15 protein-coding genes and 1 pseudogene are annotated in these 15552 nt (G+C 42.9%); 3 read left to right on the top strand and 13 right to left on the bottom strand.

The features are described from left to right. Positions 1–75: 75 nt before the first annotated feature. The 3 genes from HC026_RS11850 to HC026_RS11840 form a co-directional block, all read right to left on the bottom strand. Positions 76–1464 carry a KxYKxGKxW signal peptide domain-containing protein gene (locus tag HC026_RS11850; RefSeq protein ID WP_168926128.1) on the bottom strand — a complete coding sequence of 463 codons (1389 nt, stop codon included), beginning with the start codon at positions 1462–1464 and terminating at the stop codon, positions 76–78. A gap of 281 nt (positions 1465–1745) precedes the next feature. Next, positions 1746–2468: a DUF4811 domain-containing protein gene (locus HC026_RS11845; RefSeq protein WP_168926127.1), complete on the bottom strand. Its 723-nt coding sequence runs from the start codon at positions 2466–2468 to the stop codon at positions 1746–1748. Further along, on the bottom strand, positions 2465–3949 hold the full coding sequence (locus HC026_RS11840; protein WP_168926126.1) for an MDR family MFS transporter: 1485 nt from the start codon (positions 3947–3949) through the stop codon (positions 2465–2467). The genes HC026_RS11845 and HC026_RS11840 overlap by 4 nt, the downstream gene beginning before the upstream one ends. A 218-nt stretch (positions 3950–4167) precedes the next feature. Here HC026_RS11840 and HC026_RS11835 point away from each other — a divergent pair, with 218 nt between their 5' ends. Then, positions 4168–4605, top strand: coding sequence for a MerR family transcriptional regulator (locus HC026_RS11835; RefSeq protein ID WP_232843745.1), 438 nt, complete (start codon positions 4168–4170; stop codon positions 4603–4605). A gap of 249 nt (positions 4606–4854) precedes the next feature. Here HC026_RS11835 and HC026_RS11830 read toward each other — a convergent pair whose 3' ends face one another. The 3 genes from HC026_RS11830 to HC026_RS11820 are packed head-to-tail and all read right to left on the bottom strand — an operon-like array spanning position 4855 to position 6738. Then, complete coding sequence (locus tag HC026_RS11830; RefSeq protein WP_168926124.1) at positions 4855–5790, bottom strand: DUF4097 family beta strand repeat-containing protein; 936 nt, start codon at positions 5788–5790, stop codon at positions 4855–4857. Next, complete coding sequence (locus HC026_RS11825) at positions 5787–6425, bottom strand: DUF1700 domain-containing protein (protein WP_168926123.1); 639 nt, start codon at positions 6423–6425, stop codon at positions 5787–5789. Before HC026_RS11825 ends, HC026_RS11830 begins: the two co-directional genes overlap by 4 nt. Beyond that, complete coding sequence (locus HC026_RS11820) at positions 6418–6738, bottom strand: PadR family transcriptional regulator (RefSeq protein ID WP_168926122.1); 321 nt, start codon at positions 6736–6738, stop codon at positions 6418–6420. The genes HC026_RS11825 and HC026_RS11820 overlap by 8 nt, the downstream gene beginning before the upstream one ends. 144 nt (positions 6739–6882) lie before the next feature. On the opposite strand from HC026_RS11820, the gene HC026_RS11815 reads away from it, so the two are divergent. Beyond that, positions 6883–7317, top strand: coding sequence for a pyridoxamine 5'-phosphate oxidase family protein (locus HC026_RS11815; protein ID WP_168926121.1), 435 nt, complete (start codon positions 6883–6885; stop codon positions 7315–7317). A 59-nt stretch (positions 7318–7376) separates the two neighbouring features. Here the strand turns inward: HC026_RS11815 and HC026_RS11810 are convergent, their stop codons facing one another. Genes HC026_RS11810 through argC form a run of 4 tightly spaced genes read right to left on the bottom strand, consistent with a single transcriptional unit; the run spans position 7377 to position 11552 of the window. Then, positions 7377–8519 carry an acetylornithine transaminase gene (locus HC026_RS11810; RefSeq protein ID WP_211089491.1) on the bottom strand — a complete coding sequence of 381 codons (1143 nt, stop codon included), beginning with the start codon at positions 8517–8519 and terminating at the stop codon, positions 7377–7379. A 1-nt stretch (position 8520) separates the two neighbouring features. Beyond that, positions 8521–9267, bottom strand: a complete 747-nt coding sequence (argB, locus tag HC026_RS11805; protein WP_168926129.1) for an acetylglutamate kinase — start codon at positions 9265–9267, stop codon at positions 8521–8523. Between the two features lie 11 nt (positions 9268–9278). Continuing rightward, entirely contained in the window at positions 9279–10487 is a 1209-nt protein-coding gene (gene argJ / locus HC026_RS11800; RefSeq protein ID WP_168926120.1) for a bifunctional glutamate N-acetyltransferase/amino-acid acetyltransferase ArgJ, read from the bottom strand. Positions 10488–10514: 27 nt separating this feature from the next. Further along, positions 10515–11552: an N-acetyl-gamma-glutamyl-phosphate reductase gene (gene argC, locus HC026_RS11795; protein ID WP_168926119.1), complete on the bottom strand. Its 1038-nt coding sequence runs from the start codon at positions 11550–11552 to the stop codon at positions 10515–10517. Between the two features lie 307 nt (positions 11553–11859). Here argC and HC026_RS11790 point away from each other — a divergent pair, with 307 nt between their 5' ends. Further along, on the top strand, positions 11860–12717 hold the full coding sequence (locus HC026_RS11790; protein WP_168926118.1) for a helix-turn-helix domain-containing protein: 858 nt from the start codon (positions 11860–11862) through the stop codon (positions 12715–12717). 227 nt (positions 12718–12944) lie between these two features. Here the strand turns inward: HC026_RS11790 and HC026_RS11785 are convergent, their stop codons facing one another. The 3 genes and pseudogenes from HC026_RS11785 to HC026_RS11775 all read right to left on the bottom strand — a co-directional run. Then, positions 12945–13406, bottom strand: coding sequence for a universal stress protein (locus HC026_RS11785; protein ID WP_168926117.1), 462 nt, complete (start codon positions 13404–13406; stop codon positions 12945–12947). 132 nt (positions 13407–13538) lie between these two features. Continuing rightward, positions 13539–14957 (bottom strand): arginine-ornithine antiporter, encoded by a 1419-nt coding sequence (arcD, locus tag HC026_RS11780; protein WP_168926116.1) that lies wholly within the window; start codon positions 14955–14957, stop codon positions 13539–13541. A 368-nt stretch (positions 14958–15325) separates the two neighbouring features. Next, a pseudogene (locus tag HC026_RS11775) lies at positions 15326–15552 on the bottom strand (peptide ABC transporter substrate-binding protein); the annotation flags it as partial.

The following is a 15552-nucleotide window of genomic DNA, read 5'->3' as shown; positions in this document are numbered from 1 at the left end:
CAAAGGACTCCAGGACACCTTGGAAGCATCATTTATTTAAGTTAGATACATATTATATGTACGAAGGCATTTCGTTTACACAAGATTCTTGACGCTACCGCCAAGCCCACTAACAGTGTTACCTGGCTTGAACAAGTCTTTATAGTTCTTGCTGTCTACAACATCACCTTTTGAATTGGTATACTTAATAGTTGTATTATTTGGTGCAATAGCACTGTAAATGCCTTGAACACCATCTAATGTGGCACCACCAAAGCCTAAAATTCCGCCGCCATCAGTAGTGACAGTTGAATCTTTACCTAGGTCAGCATTAGTGATCTGGAAGCGTTCACCAGTTTGTGTTTGTAAGACAACACCAACATCACTTTGGGCAATAACTTTAAAGTTTCCGACTTGTAAGTTTACATTTTGACCTTGCAAGTTACTTGGAATACCAAAGTTGACACCTTGTTGGCTGCTTCCGGCGATAGTAACATCGCCTAAACCTGATGAATTCCCTTGTGCGTACAAAGTACCATAGCGAGTAACTAACCCAGTCTGGTTGGTTGTTTTATCAGCCACGCCTGAATCCGAACTGATGGCACCTTGATCATTTGCCTGATCCAAAATGGCATCGGGGTTATAATCAGAACTATCTGCTCTAGCAGCAGTGTCGCTTTGGTCAACAACGTTTGATTGAATTGTTTGATCCAAGTCATCATTATTTTTTGCAGTAGGATTTTGTGCGTCAGTTTCAGTTTGACCACCAGACCCTTTGGTCATCGTTAACCCACCAGCGAGAACTTGATCTGGTGTGGCACCAGAATTAATGGCACCCTTAGTAGTTGCTGGAATGGAACTTGTCTTGTTAGGATCTTGGGCGTCAGTATATTTGTTTGCAGCACGATTCTGATTGGTATTAGCTGTATCAACATTCGCCACAGCTTTATCCTTAGTACCTAATTTTGCTGTTGTACTGTTATCAGCAGCTGTTGAGATACCATTCCCAAAAATCCCGGTCTTAATAAGGGCTCCGGCTGTTTCGGCTGTGTCTGTATTACCAGCCGGTGCAGAAGCTTTACCTTCGAAATCATTCGAATCAGTATTTAGCTTTGGCGCCGTTGTGGTTGTTGACGGAGTCGTTACAGTCTTTGTAATATCTCCTGGTTGGGTCGTTGACGTTGGATCAACCGCCGTCTTAGTTTGAACTGCAGCAGGTTGATCCTGTGTAGCAGCTTGTGCAGCACCTGTATCAGTAGTCGCAGCAGGTTGCTGTTGTTGCTGTGCAGTTGGTGTTGTGTCTGTTGTTGCAGCAGATGCGGAAACCCGTGCCCCAAACAGGACAGCACCTAATGAAAAGCTGGCGATACCTGCAAATAGCCAGGTACGACCTGCCTTATACATCCGGTAGTGTAATGACTCTGAATTGTGCATCAGAGCTAACTTCCGGTTCCCCTTAGATAAATTTTTTGAACCTCTTCCCATGTTCGATTCCTCCTCATATTTTTAATGCCTAAAAAAATGAAGCAAGTACAACGTTGTGCTATGCACACCCTTACATTAGCAAATCTAGAGTAGAAAAAAGACCCGTTTTATTAGAATTTTTCCAGGATATTTAAAATAAGATTCAAATTTTTTGGAACGAATTGGGACAATTATTGTCATATCAGAAAGTTAGGGGTGTTTACAATTTCTAGATTTCTGTACAAAAAAGACCACTTCTCATCGAAAAGTGGTCTTTTAGCTTTAATTAGTTGTGTTTTGAATTATTTTTGAATCTGAGTAATGAGTTTCTGAACTGCTTGTGCCTGGAACTGACCTTGCAACTGCTTTTGCAGCTTAGCTTGGTCGGCTTTAGACATCGTTGGGTTCTTCTGCATTGCAGCTTGCATCCCCTTCATCACGAAGGCTTTACCCTGTTGCTGCAATTGTGCTTGATAGGTCTTAGACTTCATTTGTTTTTGAAGTGCCTTAGACTGAGCAACTGACAGAACCAACCAGTTCTTATTAACTTCGATTTTGTTGGTCCGCTTGACGAACTTGTGGTTTTCACCGGTAAAGGCGAACCAGAATTTCGCAGCGCCACTCTTATAACGCCAGCGGGTAACCGTCGTCGTCATTTGAGTTGTACCATTAATTCTTGAGAGTTTGTTTGTTGTACTGCTATTCGCCTGTGTATGAACTGGCTTCTTAGCATTCTCACTATTCTTGTAAATGTAAACCTGATGATCATTCTTTGAACCAATTGGCTGGTAAAGAATCATCGACATTTGTTTGTTAGGACTAACAGAATAAATATTCTTCGTTGTAGTCGTGGTGTATTGTTCCAAACCGTAATGATTTTGCCAGTTTTGAACAGCGTAAACACTGGAAACGACCAGTCCAAGTAGAGATAAAACCGTTAATGTAATACTGACAGCATTGTTTTCAATATAGATGAAGAAAACGAAAGCTAAAACGGCAAAGACTCCAAGTAGAATTAAGATCATTTGCTTTCACCCCCATCTTTTTCGATGTAATCACTCGCATTCCCACGGTTCTTCATGAAGAAGGCAGTAATCACAGCCAAGAGACAGAAGATTGCGGCAACAATGAACGCAGCGTGGTAACCATTTAAAGTTGCGTTGATGGCTTGATCCTTATATGACAACGGATTAGTCTTCAATAAGTGTTTACCAGGCATATCATCATTAGTTACGTTCGTTAAAATACTAATCAAAACAGCAGTACCAATTGAACTGGCAATTTGTCGTTGGGTGTTGTTCACAGCGGTCCCATGACCAATCAAGTGAACTGGTAAAGCATTCATACCAACAGTGGTCGCAGGCATCATCGCCATTGAAATACCAAACATCCGAACGGCGTAAAGCACGACGATGTAGGCCGTTGGCGTGTCTTTAGTAATGAAGATAAATGGAATTGAACCCAATGTTAGCAGAATCATTCCCATTAATGACAACCGCTTTGCACCATAACGGTCAACGGCACGACCAGTGATTGGACTCATAACGGCCATCATAACTGCACCAAACAGTAAGGTTAAACCTGAATGGAAAGCTGACATGCCTTTAACAATTTGTAAATACAAAGGAATCACCATTTCAACACCAACCATGGCCATCATTGAGATTGAACTCAAAATTGCCGAAATCATAAATGGCTTTGAACGGTAAACCCGCATTTCCAAGAAAGGATCATCCATTTTCAGTTGACGCCAAATGAATAGTGCCACAAAAATAACACCAATAATCAGTGATGTGATAACGGTTGTACTACCCCAGCCATCGTTACCAACTGATGAGAAACCGTAGAGAACACTACCGAACCCAATCGTAGATAGGATAACTGAAAGCACATCGATGCCTTCCTTTTTCGTCTCCAAAACTGGATGCATCCAGAAAAGACTACCAATAATAACTAAAGCTAAGAAAGGTAATGTCATTCCAAATAAATCACGCCAGGTGAAACTATCAATGACCCACCCAGAAAGTGTTGGGCCAATGGCAGGTGCTACACCGATAACGATACCGGCAAGCCCCATGGCGGTCCCACGACGTTCTGGCGGAAAGACTGACAACATAATAGTTTGCAACAGTGGCATGGTGACACCAACACCAATACCTTGGAGTAGCCGTCCTGTTAATAGGATTCCAAAGTTGGAGGTTGGTGCCGTATATGCCACCAATGTACCAATAAAGAATATTGTCATTGCAGTGATGTAGAGCCACTTGGTATTAAAACGAGAACTTAACCAAGCACTAATTGGGATCATGATCCCGTTAACCAGCATAAATCCGGTAGTTAACCACTGAACGGTCGCGGTTGAAACGTTGAACGCGTTCATTAAGGTCGGAAATGCTGTAGATAAAATCGTTTGATTGAGGACCGTGAAGAAAGTACCGATCAGCAAAACAATGATCAGTAACCCTCTATTATAGGTTTTCCCCTTTGTGTCTACTGCGTTACCCACTAATTAAAACCTTCTTTTCATTTGTTTTCTTTTTTACGACTGAGAACTACTATAATAACTTGAAAGGTATTTGTCAACTATCTTGACAAATTTATTCGATTGTATATACTATTCCTTATGAAATCGGATATGATTATCAACTAATCTAATAAATAAAAGCCTATTCTAATAGGAAAGAAAACCGTTTCAATAAGTATTTCATGAGAAGAGGGATGAATTTGGACACAGAGGAACACGATGCGTTTAAAACTTTCTCCAAGAAAGTTAACTGGCACCTTGGTATCGGTGATGTTGCTGCCGCTACTGGTGTTTCACAGAGTCAATTACGGTATTGGGAGCAAAAAGGTTACATTACTAGTGAAAAAGTTAAAGGTCAAAATCGGAAATATTCGTATGACACACTAATTCGCGTTTTCATGATCAATAACTACATTAAACAAGGATTCACCTTAACTGCCGCCGAAAAAAAAGCATCTGCCCACCGAGAAACGATGGAACTATTGAAGCGTTCGATGGTTGATCGCTTTCAAGGAATCAGCAAGATCGACGGTTACCCCGCCATTAATTTAGGCTTCGTGGATGAACAGCAAACCAAGATTCTCTACCTGGTCGTGAAAGAAGACCGTACTGACGTTAAAATTGTTGAACAGAATTAATATTTTCTGACTAAAAACGAGGGTGTGCCATAAGTCGATATTGGTAAGTATTTCGGTTAGTATCGTTACTGACCGGCGACTTATAATTGACCTTAGTTTGCTCCTTAAATGTAGTCTTAACCTGCTCCACAGCTCAGATTCCGGCCATATAACACAAAGGAGCACCATCCCGATAAAGACCATCGGAATGGCGCTCCTTTGTGTTATATTCTGGAATCTACCGAGTTGTGTCACACCTTCGTTTTGTCATTAACGAGTGACTGTCACATCTCCATCTGAAGAAGTGAGCTCAAACGACTGCCCATTCGTTTTAACTTCACCGTATTGATGACGACTCTTACCATAGATACTGGTATCGCCATCGGAACTATTCGCGTGAATCACAATACCGGCTCGGGGAATAATCCGAGCGATAATATCGCCGTCAGTAGTATTCGCGGTCAACGTATCCTTGACTAATTGATCCTCCAAATTTAAATCGCCATCAGAACTCGTCACACTGAGGTTCTGCCAACGATTGTTCACAAGATCCACATCACCATCGCCTGAATGAATACGACTGTCACCCCCGTTGAAATGACTGTTGCGAATCGCAATGTCGCCTGAAGAGTCAATGTTCAGTCCCTGGTCAAAAGTCACACCGTTCATTGTGATATCGCCATAATTTTGATGAGGTATTTCCAGCTCCTTGACGACTCTCATGTTCTCGAGATTCAAGTCACCATAACCGGTACTCTTCAGGCTTTCCACGGTTAAATCAGTCACGTGTAAACTCATTTCGCCACGATTATCAATCGTTTTGATTTGGGTTTTCTTCGGCACTGTCACGTCAATTGTTTGCGAGCCGTTATCAATACTAAAATCGTCAAACATGAAATGGGTTCTAGAATGGCCGGAAATAGAAAGCGTATGACCCGAAATGCTTGTCTTAATTTGATTACTCTTTTGCGCATGTACGGTTACCTTGGCAACGTTCCCCTGATGGATGGCAATTGGGCCGTAGTTCGAGCCCTCAATATTAATGGTATCAACATTTTTGATGTCTCGGGAATACGAAGTGCTTCGATCGGTTTTGAGACCGTTATCCCAGTAAATGGACTTAATACCGCCCTGTCCAATTCCGATAGCAAGCATAATGCCACCAATGATCAAGATGATAATGCCCGTAATAAATGTCTTTTTCATTTGTGGTCACGCTCCTTTTCCGCCTGATTCTTAGACTTCAATTTACCGTATAACCAGCGACTGGCCGATAACGTCACGTGGATGGCACCACTAATCAACCACTTAAACACTGGGATAAGGGCAACGAAAAGTCCAATCACGCATAAACCGGCACCAACGTATACTAAACCGGTAGGCATCGATTGTGCCATAATGCCGACACCAACACCCAACACAAAGATACCAGCGACTGCAAGGGAGAAGATCGTGACTACAAGCGCAAAAATGATTGCTGCCGCGCCGACTAATAAACCGAACAAGGTCGCCAGCACGCCAATGGCTAATGGAATCGTCAATGGTGTGGATAGAATGGCTAAGGCAATCAGCCAAATCGTTCGAACTTGCGTTTTCGATTGAGCTGCCCGGCTACGCATGGTCTGTCCTTCCTTTTCTGGTGCGTCCAATAACCGAATTGAGTAATCAGCTAATACTTTCCGCGCTAGCTGTCGCGGCGAGCCTAATTCTTCTACACTGGCCTCATAATTCTCAAAACCACCGTCCGCCAAATATTCAGAGTAAAAGCTCACAACTTCGTCTAATTCAGCATCACTTAGCTGATTCAGATAACTTTTAAACTCCGCGATATATTTATCCATGATTGATTTCATCCCCTAACATTGAATCGATGCCTAACTTGAAGTCCTTCCACTCGCCCTGAATAGTTGCCAATCGTTCTTTACCGTCTGTTGTAATCTGATAGTAACGGCGATTACGACCCTGATATGGTTCATCATAAGTTGTTAACCAGCCGTTTTTCTTAAGCCGGCGCAAAACTGGATACATCGTCGACTCGGAAACTTTAATGGCTTGCTGAACCCGCTGCGTTAGCGCATAACCGTAATAGTCCTGTTGCGCCAAGATAGCCAGTACGCTGCCATCTAATAGTTCGGAACTCACTTGAATGGCCACATCATTTACCTCCTACAATATTATATGTCATATAATATGATTCCAAACACAGTGTAACTGAGCAGCAATAGATTGTCAATGAAAACTGATTGATGTCAGTGAAAACGCTATAATAGAAATAGCAAATGTCTAGGAGGTACTATCATGACAACAAAAGAAACTTATATCAACGTTCTAGAGAACGCGACTAACCTGGCTGTAGCAACCGAATCCATGGCTGGTCATACACCAAACGTCCGAACCGTGAACTTTCTTTATTTTCCAAATGAATCAGAAAACACCGTGTACTTTGCAACGTCTAAAAATACAGACAAGGTTAAGGAGCTAGCTGCCAATAGCCAGATTTCCTTTACAACTACCCCAATGTCACCAGAAGACGCCAGTACTGTACGTGTTACTGGCGCTGATACCAAGATGGTCAACGACCGTCGCAGCGAACTCTTTGAGGCAATGGATAAGAAATACGCCAGCTTCAAAATGTTTGATCAGAAGGCTCGCGACAACATGAACGTTTACGCTGTCACGTTTAAAGAGGCAGAAGTCTTTGGTCATGGAACTGACAAACTGACCTTTAACTAAATTTCAAGTCAAAAAAATCCGCCTACCTTCGTTTGGAAAGTAGGCGTATTTTTTTGACTTTAATTTTCAGCTAAGACCTGATAAATGGTCTGAAGGCCACTCAGCAAATCTGTCTTACTCATTACTAATGGCGGCAACAGTCGCAAGGTATTACCCACAGCAGACAGGGTCAATAATCCCTTTTGATGTAGGGCTTTAATGACGTCGTTGACGGGCAGATCATCCGTCAGATGAATTCCAATCATCAGACCACGGCCGCTAATCGACTTAACTACTTTTAAGTCTTCAAAATGATCCAGTTTTTCCCAAACAGCCGCTGACTTATCCCGCACTTCTTCAAGGAAAGCCGGTGTTAACTGTGTCAAAACCGCTTGAGCAGCCGACATCGTCAACGGATTCCCAGCAAAGGTTGACCCATGGGTACCAGGACCAAACGCCGGTCCCAGATTAGCTTTACCAATCATGGCGCCAACAGGTAACCCGTTAGCCAGTGCTTTAGCGGAGGTCACAATGTCTGGATCCAGGCCAACACCCTGGTAAGCAAACTTGTACCCCGTCCGGCCGATCCCCGTTTGAACTTCATCAACGATCAATAAGGTGTTTGTGGCTTTACACTTATCTTGAACAGCATGGAGCCAGTCTTTATCACCAACGATGACGCCGCCCTCGCCCTGAATAACTTCAAGGATCACTGCGGCAAGGTCATTCGTAATGGCATCTAAAGAAGCTTCATCATTGTAGTCTACAAAACTAATATCTGGGACTAACGGTGCAAACCCTTCTTTAATATGGTCATTGCCAGTCATGGACATTGAACCATAAGTCCGGCCGTGAAATGAGTGGTTGAATGACAACACCTTTGTTTTGCCAGTAGCTTTACGTGCCAACTTCAATGCAGCTTCGTTAGCTTCAGTCCCAGAATTAGCAAAAAAGACTAACTTGTCCTCCTCACCGACTAACAACTCTGCAACCGCCTCTTGCAAATGATTTTGATAGAGGTTAGAAATGTGCCACATCTTGGTCAACTGAATATTAACAGCATTTTGAATCTTCGTGTTTTGGTAGCCGAAGTTGCAAACCCCGATACCTGAGGTGAAATCTAAGTAATCCTGTCCCTGGTCATCGGTCACAATAACCCCGTTGCCAGAAATTAGTTCAAAATCGAACCGGTTATAAGTTGGAAATACGTGTGTCATACTCATTTCAATCATTTGCCTCCATTTTTAAAGTTGTCCCTGGATGGGTCAATTGATCCGTAATGCGAACCGCTTGAACGCCAGCGTGTACCGCTCTTACCGCAGCTGAAAGTTTCGGCTGCATACCGTCAGTAATGACTTTATCTTCTATCAATTGTGGCAGATCTTGTGGAATCATTGCTGATATCACCTTGCCATCTTTTAAAACGCCAGGCACGTCCGTCAGCAAATAAAGTTGACTCGCTTTCAAAAGCCGTGCGACGTCAGCCGCCGCTGTATCAGCATTTACATTCAGCCACTTGCCATCCCGAGTCAGTGCAAGTGGTGCCAAAACACCAACTTGACCGTTTAAAATCTTGGAAAGCGCTAATTCGTTTACGCCAGTAATGCTGCCAACTGCACCATAAGCTGCTTGATCCACGTAGGTCCCCGTCAATAACTGTTGATCGGACGCGTTCAGACCAATAGCAGCTAAACCTTCCTGTGCCAAGCGCAACAGCAGTGCCGGCTGGGTGTTGCCTAACAGAACCATTTTAGTCAGCGCCAAGGTTTCCTGATCGGTTACTCGAATGCCATTCTCTTTATGGGTGGGCACATTCAGTTGGGCAGACAGCTTAGAAATTTGCGGACCGCCACCGTGAATCAGTAACACTTTCTTACCTGCTTGACGCCATTGACGCAACTGTTCGAAGAAATCGCTGTTCAGTTTTGAAATGGCGTTGCCGCCGATTTTGACAATGATCAGATTCACGATGCTCACTCCCTTTAAGTATGATAACTGGCATTGATCTTGACGTAATTATAGGTTAAATCGCAGCCCCAAGCCTGACCTGTGGCTGACCCAACGTGCAGGTTAACATCTATGACGACTTTGTTGGCACCCATACTATCACTTGCCATCTGCTCGTCAAACGGTAAGGCTAAGCTATCTTGCACCATCTTGATGCCATTGATTTCAATATCAACATGCGCAATATCCACATGTGCATTGGTCATTCCAACGGTTGAAATAATCCGGCCCCAGTTTGGATCTTGTCCAAAGATGGCGGACTTAACAAGGTTGGAACCAACAATTGCTTTAGCGACTTCTTGACCCTCCAAATCACTAAAGGCGCCGTTGACATTGCATTCAACTAACTTAGTTGCCCCTTCACCGTCAGCAGCAATTTGCTTGGCCAATTCCTGAAGGACGAGGTGTAGACCTGCTTGGAAGCTTGAAAAATCAGCATCTTCTTTGCTAGTTAGCTTTGGTGCACCTGCCATACCATTTGCCATAACGACGACCATATCGTTAGTGGAAGTGTCACCATCAACCGTAATTTGGTTAAAGGTGGTATCAACATTCTCACTTAACGTTGCCTGCAGCAACTTGCCATCAATAGCCGCATCTGTTGTCACAAAGCCCAACATTGTTGCCATCTTGGGATGAATCATGCCTGATCCCTTCGCAAAACCCGTAATGGTAACCGTTTTGCCACTCATTTCAAGCTGAACACAGGCTTGTTTTGAATGCTTATCAGTGGTTAAAACTGCTTTGGTCACGTTATCTTCATGATGGGGACTTAGTTGCTTAATTCCCGCGATCACTTTATCCATTGGCAGTTGGGCACCGATCAAACCAGTGGAAGCAACTCCGACTAGATGAGCATCAATTCCCAATTTCTCACTCAGCAGTTGCTGTTCAGTGAGTGCATTGTCTTCGCCCTGCTCGCCGGTGCATGAATTAGCGATTGCGCTGTTCACCACCATGGCTTGAAGTTGATGATCCTGGTTGATCATGTTTTTAGTCAGTTTCGTGGGTGCCGCTTGAAACTTGTTAGTGGTATATGTACCAGCAGCGCTAGCTGGGACTTCTGAAACCAGGTAACCAAAATCTAATTTATCACTTTGCCCAATCCCCATTTCAATGCCATCGTTGTAATACCCTGCCGGCCACTGGAAGCTTGTTAATGTGATGTCCTTAGTTTCTATCATCTATATTTCTCCTTTTTTAATACGCGCTTATACGAAGGCCGGCAAAGTCGGTAAACCAGTCGTTTCAGCTAAATTGAATAAATGATTAAAGTTCTGAACCGCTTGACCAGCGGCACCCTTGATTAAATTATCGATGACACTAATCACCATCACCGTGTGGGTAACGGGATTATACACAACCCCGATGTCACAATTATTAGTGCCCACCACTTCTTTCAATTCCGGTGTGGTGCCATCTAAAACGTGAACGAAATTAGAATCACCGTAATCTTGATTAAAGGCTGCCATCAATTGTGCCTGATCAACTCCGGGTTTTACTTTGGCATAGATACTTGCCATCAAACCGGTTGTTATAGGAAGCAACGTGGTGCTGAACTGAATTGCGTTCACTGAACCATTCCACTTTTTAAGTTGGGCCACGATCTCTGGAATATGCTTGTGCGTGTTCAAACCATAGAGCTGCAAGTTATCATTAGTTTCAGTGAAGTGAGTACTCTCCGTCAGCTTTTTGCCAGCTCCGGAAGTGCCTGATTTAGCATCCACCACGATAGTATCCGGATCAATCAAGTCATTTTGAACCATTGGTGCTAAGCCAAGTAGCGTCGCTGTGGCATAACAACCTGGATTAGCGATGTAAGTAGTGGCCGGTGTGTAAAAGTCAGCCAGGCTATACGATGCTTTTTGTAAATGATCAGCTGGTGCAGCCGGCTTGTGATACCACTTTTCGTATTCTGCTGGATCTGGCAACCGGTAATCACCGGATAGATCAATCACTGGAAAGTCGGCGTCGATGAACTCACCTGCGAGCTGACTAGAAACACCAGAGGAAGTTGCAAAGAATACCGCTTCGTTATCTGCCATGATCTGTTTGACATCAAATCGATTGATCTTAATGTGTTGACCGTGAAAACCTGGAATCAATTCATCGAGATAGCGGACCCCACCATCTTTCCCTTCATCTTGATGTCCATATAAATTAATCTGGTCAATTGCCGGGTGCTGAGCGAGTAACGTGTATAAAACTGTCCCACTGTAGCCGGTAACGCCTACTATCGCAACGTCCATAGGTTTCACCTCACAAATTTTTTTGTTGTTATTTCGTATGCGTCTTACTATAGGCTCATCATCCGAAAAATGCAATAATTTTTATTGAATTTATCAAAATTACGCTAATTTATGTATATTATCAACATTTTAATAGCTTATATACATTTATTTTTGAATAATTTTCTCATACTTATTTATCTGTAATTTTCCCCATTTAAATTGTCAGTCATACATCTCATTTTCAAATCAGTACTTAAGTTGGATTACGGTAATATAGAATATCTGTTATAATGTATTTCAAATACTAGATACGGGATGATCGATCATGAATATTGAACGTTTTATCAAAGCCCGTAAGGCAATGGGGCTATCACAAGCAGAACTCTGCGATGGCATCTGTACGCAAGCGACGCTAAGTAAATTTGAAAATTCCGGCAAAGCTCCTGCAATTCGCATTTTAACGCAGCTGTGTGCCCGATTAAGTTTAACCTTAGACGATGTCTTTCCAGTTAATCCACCCGCCCAATCTAAAGCGAACCAGTTGTTGGATCGAGCTGAATTTAAACTGATTACTAGTGAGTACGATAGCGCCAACGACGATCTTGATAACGTTGATTTCGATAATCTCTCAGTTCAGGGGCAGATGCAATATTACTTTGTGAAGGGGTACCTATCAGCACTATTAGAAAAACCAATTGCCGACACGTTGTACTACTTTAATTTAATCCTTAATGATTTGGACGATACTCACAGCACGATTTTTACCCAGTTAGCTTATACCGGTAGTGGCATCGCATATGGGAATAACAATGAAAATCAAAAGAGTGAATTTTTCTTCCAGAAAGTTTTCGATGAGTTACACACGTTGCCATTAACGGATAATAAAGCGATTTGGCGTGCGCTCAATATGGTCTTTTATACCGCACAGTACTTTGCACACGTTAAAGACTATAAAACTAGTGATTCACTGTTACAGTACGGCTACGAAATTTGTGCCAACAACCACGTCACTTATTATTCCGCGCGAATCTGTTTCCGGCGGGCACAAAACGCAATTGCCGAAGATCAAGATTGCACTACCATAAATGCTTATCTGAGCGATGCCAAAGCTTTCGCACGAATCAATAACAATCAGAAACTATTGAGACGAATTGAAAGTACTAAGATTGATAAGAGTGTGTGACAAAACTCGGTAGATTCCAGAATTTAACGTGCTCAACAACGCAGAGACCTGCATGCAAAGAAGCCCCACCCTAAATCCAAGTTCGGGATGGTTCCTTTCACATTGCCTTAACGTGTTCAACAACGCAGAGACCTGCATGCAAAGAAGCCCCACCCTAAATCCAAGTTCGGGATTTAGGGTGGGACTTCTTTGCATTACGGTCTCTTAACGCGTTGTTTCGCACTCACTCATTTTACAATAATCGTTGATACCTTTGCTTCTCGCATGATTGCGCCCGCTACGTGGCCAATTCTGACATTACCACGACTTCTGTGCGAGCCCAACAAAATCAAATCCGGCTTGAACTCTGGAATGATTTCCTCCAGGATGACCCGTTCTGGCTTGCCTTCGCCAATTAATGGGGTCACTTCTTTGACACCGAACGCTCTAGCTTTACTAACGTAGGTATTCAAATCATGATAAATATCATCCCGACGTGACTTAATGATGTCTGGTGACAATGACTGATAGATGTTCATATCACCCGTCTCCATTACGGACACAATTCCTAATGGCAAATTAAACGTGCGGGCTAACGTACAAGCATAATTGAACGCCTTTCGTGACGATTCGTCATCGTCATCATCAACCGCCAGTAATAACCGCTTATAACTCATTTCTTCTGCTTCAAAATCATCTTCGGTAAGCATAAAAAACCTCCTAGTCTGTTCTTTGAATGTCATCGTTCTCTGAATTAACTATAACATTCATGATTTAGAAAACAAGGATTTTTTAGGCTAACCAAACAATTTATATTAAAAATATGACTTATTTCTTTTCCACTATAATGTAATCCGCCCCATTATCATCAATGCCACAGTAATAGCCGCACCACTAACAATCACAGCGCTAGCAGACCATTCTAAGCGATTGAGATACTGGCCAGTATTCCGCTTTAGCGTCAATGCATACATCGCAATTCCCGGAACATACACAACTAGACAAATAAACAGATATTGCAACCCGGATAGAGTGATCCCCACTAACTCGAATGACAGAGCGGCAACTCCAATCCAAATCTGCAACCAGTTCCCCTTGGCACTCCGATTCTGCCACGAATATTTGATTTGGTACGCAGCAACAATGATGTAACAAACCACGATTGAAGCCGTACATAAACTATACGCAAACTCATAGGCTTTCTCTGCAAAAATCAAAACGATCATAAAGCCCTGAACCATGCAAGCAGTGGTCATCAATGCGAGTGTTGGTACACCATGCTTGTTCTTTTTAGCAAGCCGTTTAGGTAACAAACCTTGTTCAGCCATCATCCCTAGGGTTTCAGCGGGCAGCATAGTCCATGATAGCCATGCACCTAAAATCGAAATTAGGAGGCCAATACTAATGAAACCGCCACCCCATTGACCCACCATCTCTTCAAAAATGTAGACCATTGCGGGCTGTTTCATGGTCACTAATTCCGCTCGAGAAAGATAACCGTATGGCAAAATGGATGCCAAAACATAAATCAGTAACAAACAGGACACGCCAATTAAAGTTGACCGCCCCGCAATTTTACGGCTCTTGGCCCGAGACGCCAGCACCGTTGCACCCTCAATCCCAACGAAGACCCACATCATAATCATCAGACTGCTTCGAATTTGTGGCGCAATGGCACCCAAGGTTAAGGAGCCTCTGAAATTTCCCCAGAATTGAGTTGTGAAGATGTGCCCATTAAATAGAATGACCGCCACAATGATAAACGTAAAAATGGGGATTAATTTGCAGACTGTAATGATGGTATTCATTAACGCCGCACTTTCAATCCCGTGATTAACCAGCAAAGTCAGCGCCCAGGCGAGAATGCTCGCAACAAAGATCGACTGAGGACTATTCCCGCGCTGGAAAATCGAGAAAAAATACCCCAAAGTACTCATAAAGACGGTAGCAAACGCCACGTTACCTAACCAAGCCGACATCCAATATCCCCAGCCGCTAATAAAACCGACGAATGAACCGAACCCCGCCTTACCATACGAAAAAATGCCTTCTAAGTCAGATCGTTTATTCAATAAATTATTTAAACAAGCAGCCAACATCAGCACCCCGAAGCCAACAATCGCCCAGGATATCAGTGCAGCCCCAGGAGACGCAGCGGTAGCCAGATCACTGCTCAAGGCAAAAATGCCGGAGCCAATCGCTGTCGTTACAACTAAGGCAGTAAGTGAAACACCGTTGATTTTGTGAGCCTGTGATGCCATAGGACTTCCCTCATTTCTTGGAGCAGAAATTTGTATATGATATACATCCACTCTTTTTTGTATAATCTCAGTTTAACCTAGTAAGGTTAACAAATTATGGGGAAAGTATGAAAATTCATCGACAATAACTATTTATATTTATGAATACCTTTAAAACCGATTTACCTACCAATACAACGGCTCATATACTGTATATAGTGATATTATACTTGTATATAGTATGCATGTAACCCCTTCCATCATCTGATTTGGGCTATTTGGTTTTTGTATAATTTCACGTTATCTGCTGACTACCAAAAAACTCTCCGTTCTGACAAATACGTCGGAGCGGAGAGTCGTTAGTTTAATTCCAATATCGTTTATACTGTCTATTTTTCCAAGTAAGCTCGGGTATAATCATTTTCACCAACTGGGTGATATTCAACACCCTTCAATTTAGGGTTGACCAAGTGGCTTTCAACCATTGAATAAAGAGGAACCACTGGCATATTTTCGTTCAAACGACTCTGTGCCGTTCTCATATCCTTCCAATAAGCACCTTCGTTTGCGGCATTAGAAGTCGTTGCATCCTTCATGGCTGTGTTAAATTGTGAAT

It is taken from the genome of Secundilactobacillus angelensis, from assembly GCF_012641075.1.
In the GTDB taxonomy this organism is placed as follows: domain Bacteria; phylum Bacillota; class Bacilli; order Lactobacillales; family Lactobacillaceae; genus Secundilactobacillus; species Secundilactobacillus angelensis.
Note: the sequence above shows the minus strand (reverse complement) of the source record. Positions and strands in the feature narration are given on the sequence as shown.

Bases quoted from the DNA above. Each gene is read 5' to 3' on its own strand.
- HC026_RS11850 (WP_168926128.1), bottom strand. From the start codon at position 1,464: ATGGGAAGAGGTTCAAAAAATTTATCTAAGGGGAACCGGAAGTTAGCT.
- HC026_RS11845 (WP_168926127.1), bottom strand. From the start codon at position 2,468: ATGATCTTAATTCTACTTGGAGTCTTTGCCGTTTTAGCTTTCGTTTTC.
- HC026_RS11830 (WP_168926124.1), bottom strand. From the start codon at position 5,790: ATGAAAAAGACATTTATTACGGGCATTATCATCTTGATCATTGGTGGC.
- HC026_RS11825 (WP_168926123.1), bottom strand. From the start codon at position 6,425: ATGGATAAATATATCGCGGAGTTTAAAAGTTATCTGAATCAGCTAAGT.
- HC026_RS11815 (WP_168926121.1), top strand. From the start codon at position 6,883: ATGACAACAAAAGAAACTTATATCAACGTTCTAGAGAACGCGACTAAC.
- HC026_RS11810 (WP_211089491.1), bottom strand. From the start codon at position 8,519: ATGAGTATGACACACGTATTTCCAACTTATAACCGGTTCGATTTTGAA.
- argJ (WP_168926120.1), bottom strand. From the start codon at position 10,487: ATGATAGAAACTAAGGACATCACATTAACAAGCTTCCAGTGGCCGGCA.
- argC (WP_168926119.1), bottom strand. From the start codon at position 11,552: ATGGACGTTGCGATAGTAGGCGTTACCGGCTACAGTGGGACAGTTTTA.
- HC026_RS11790 (WP_168926118.1), top strand. From the start codon at position 11,860: ATGAATATTGAACGTTTTATCAAAGCCCGTAAGGCAATGGGGCTATCA.
- HC026_RS11785 (WP_168926117.1), bottom strand. From the start codon at position 13,406: ATGCTTACCGAAGATGATTTTGAAGCAGAAGAAATGAGTTATAAGCGG.
- arcD (WP_168926116.1), bottom strand. From the start codon at position 14,957: ATGGCATCACAGGCTCACAAAATCAACGGTGTTTCACTTACTGCCTTA.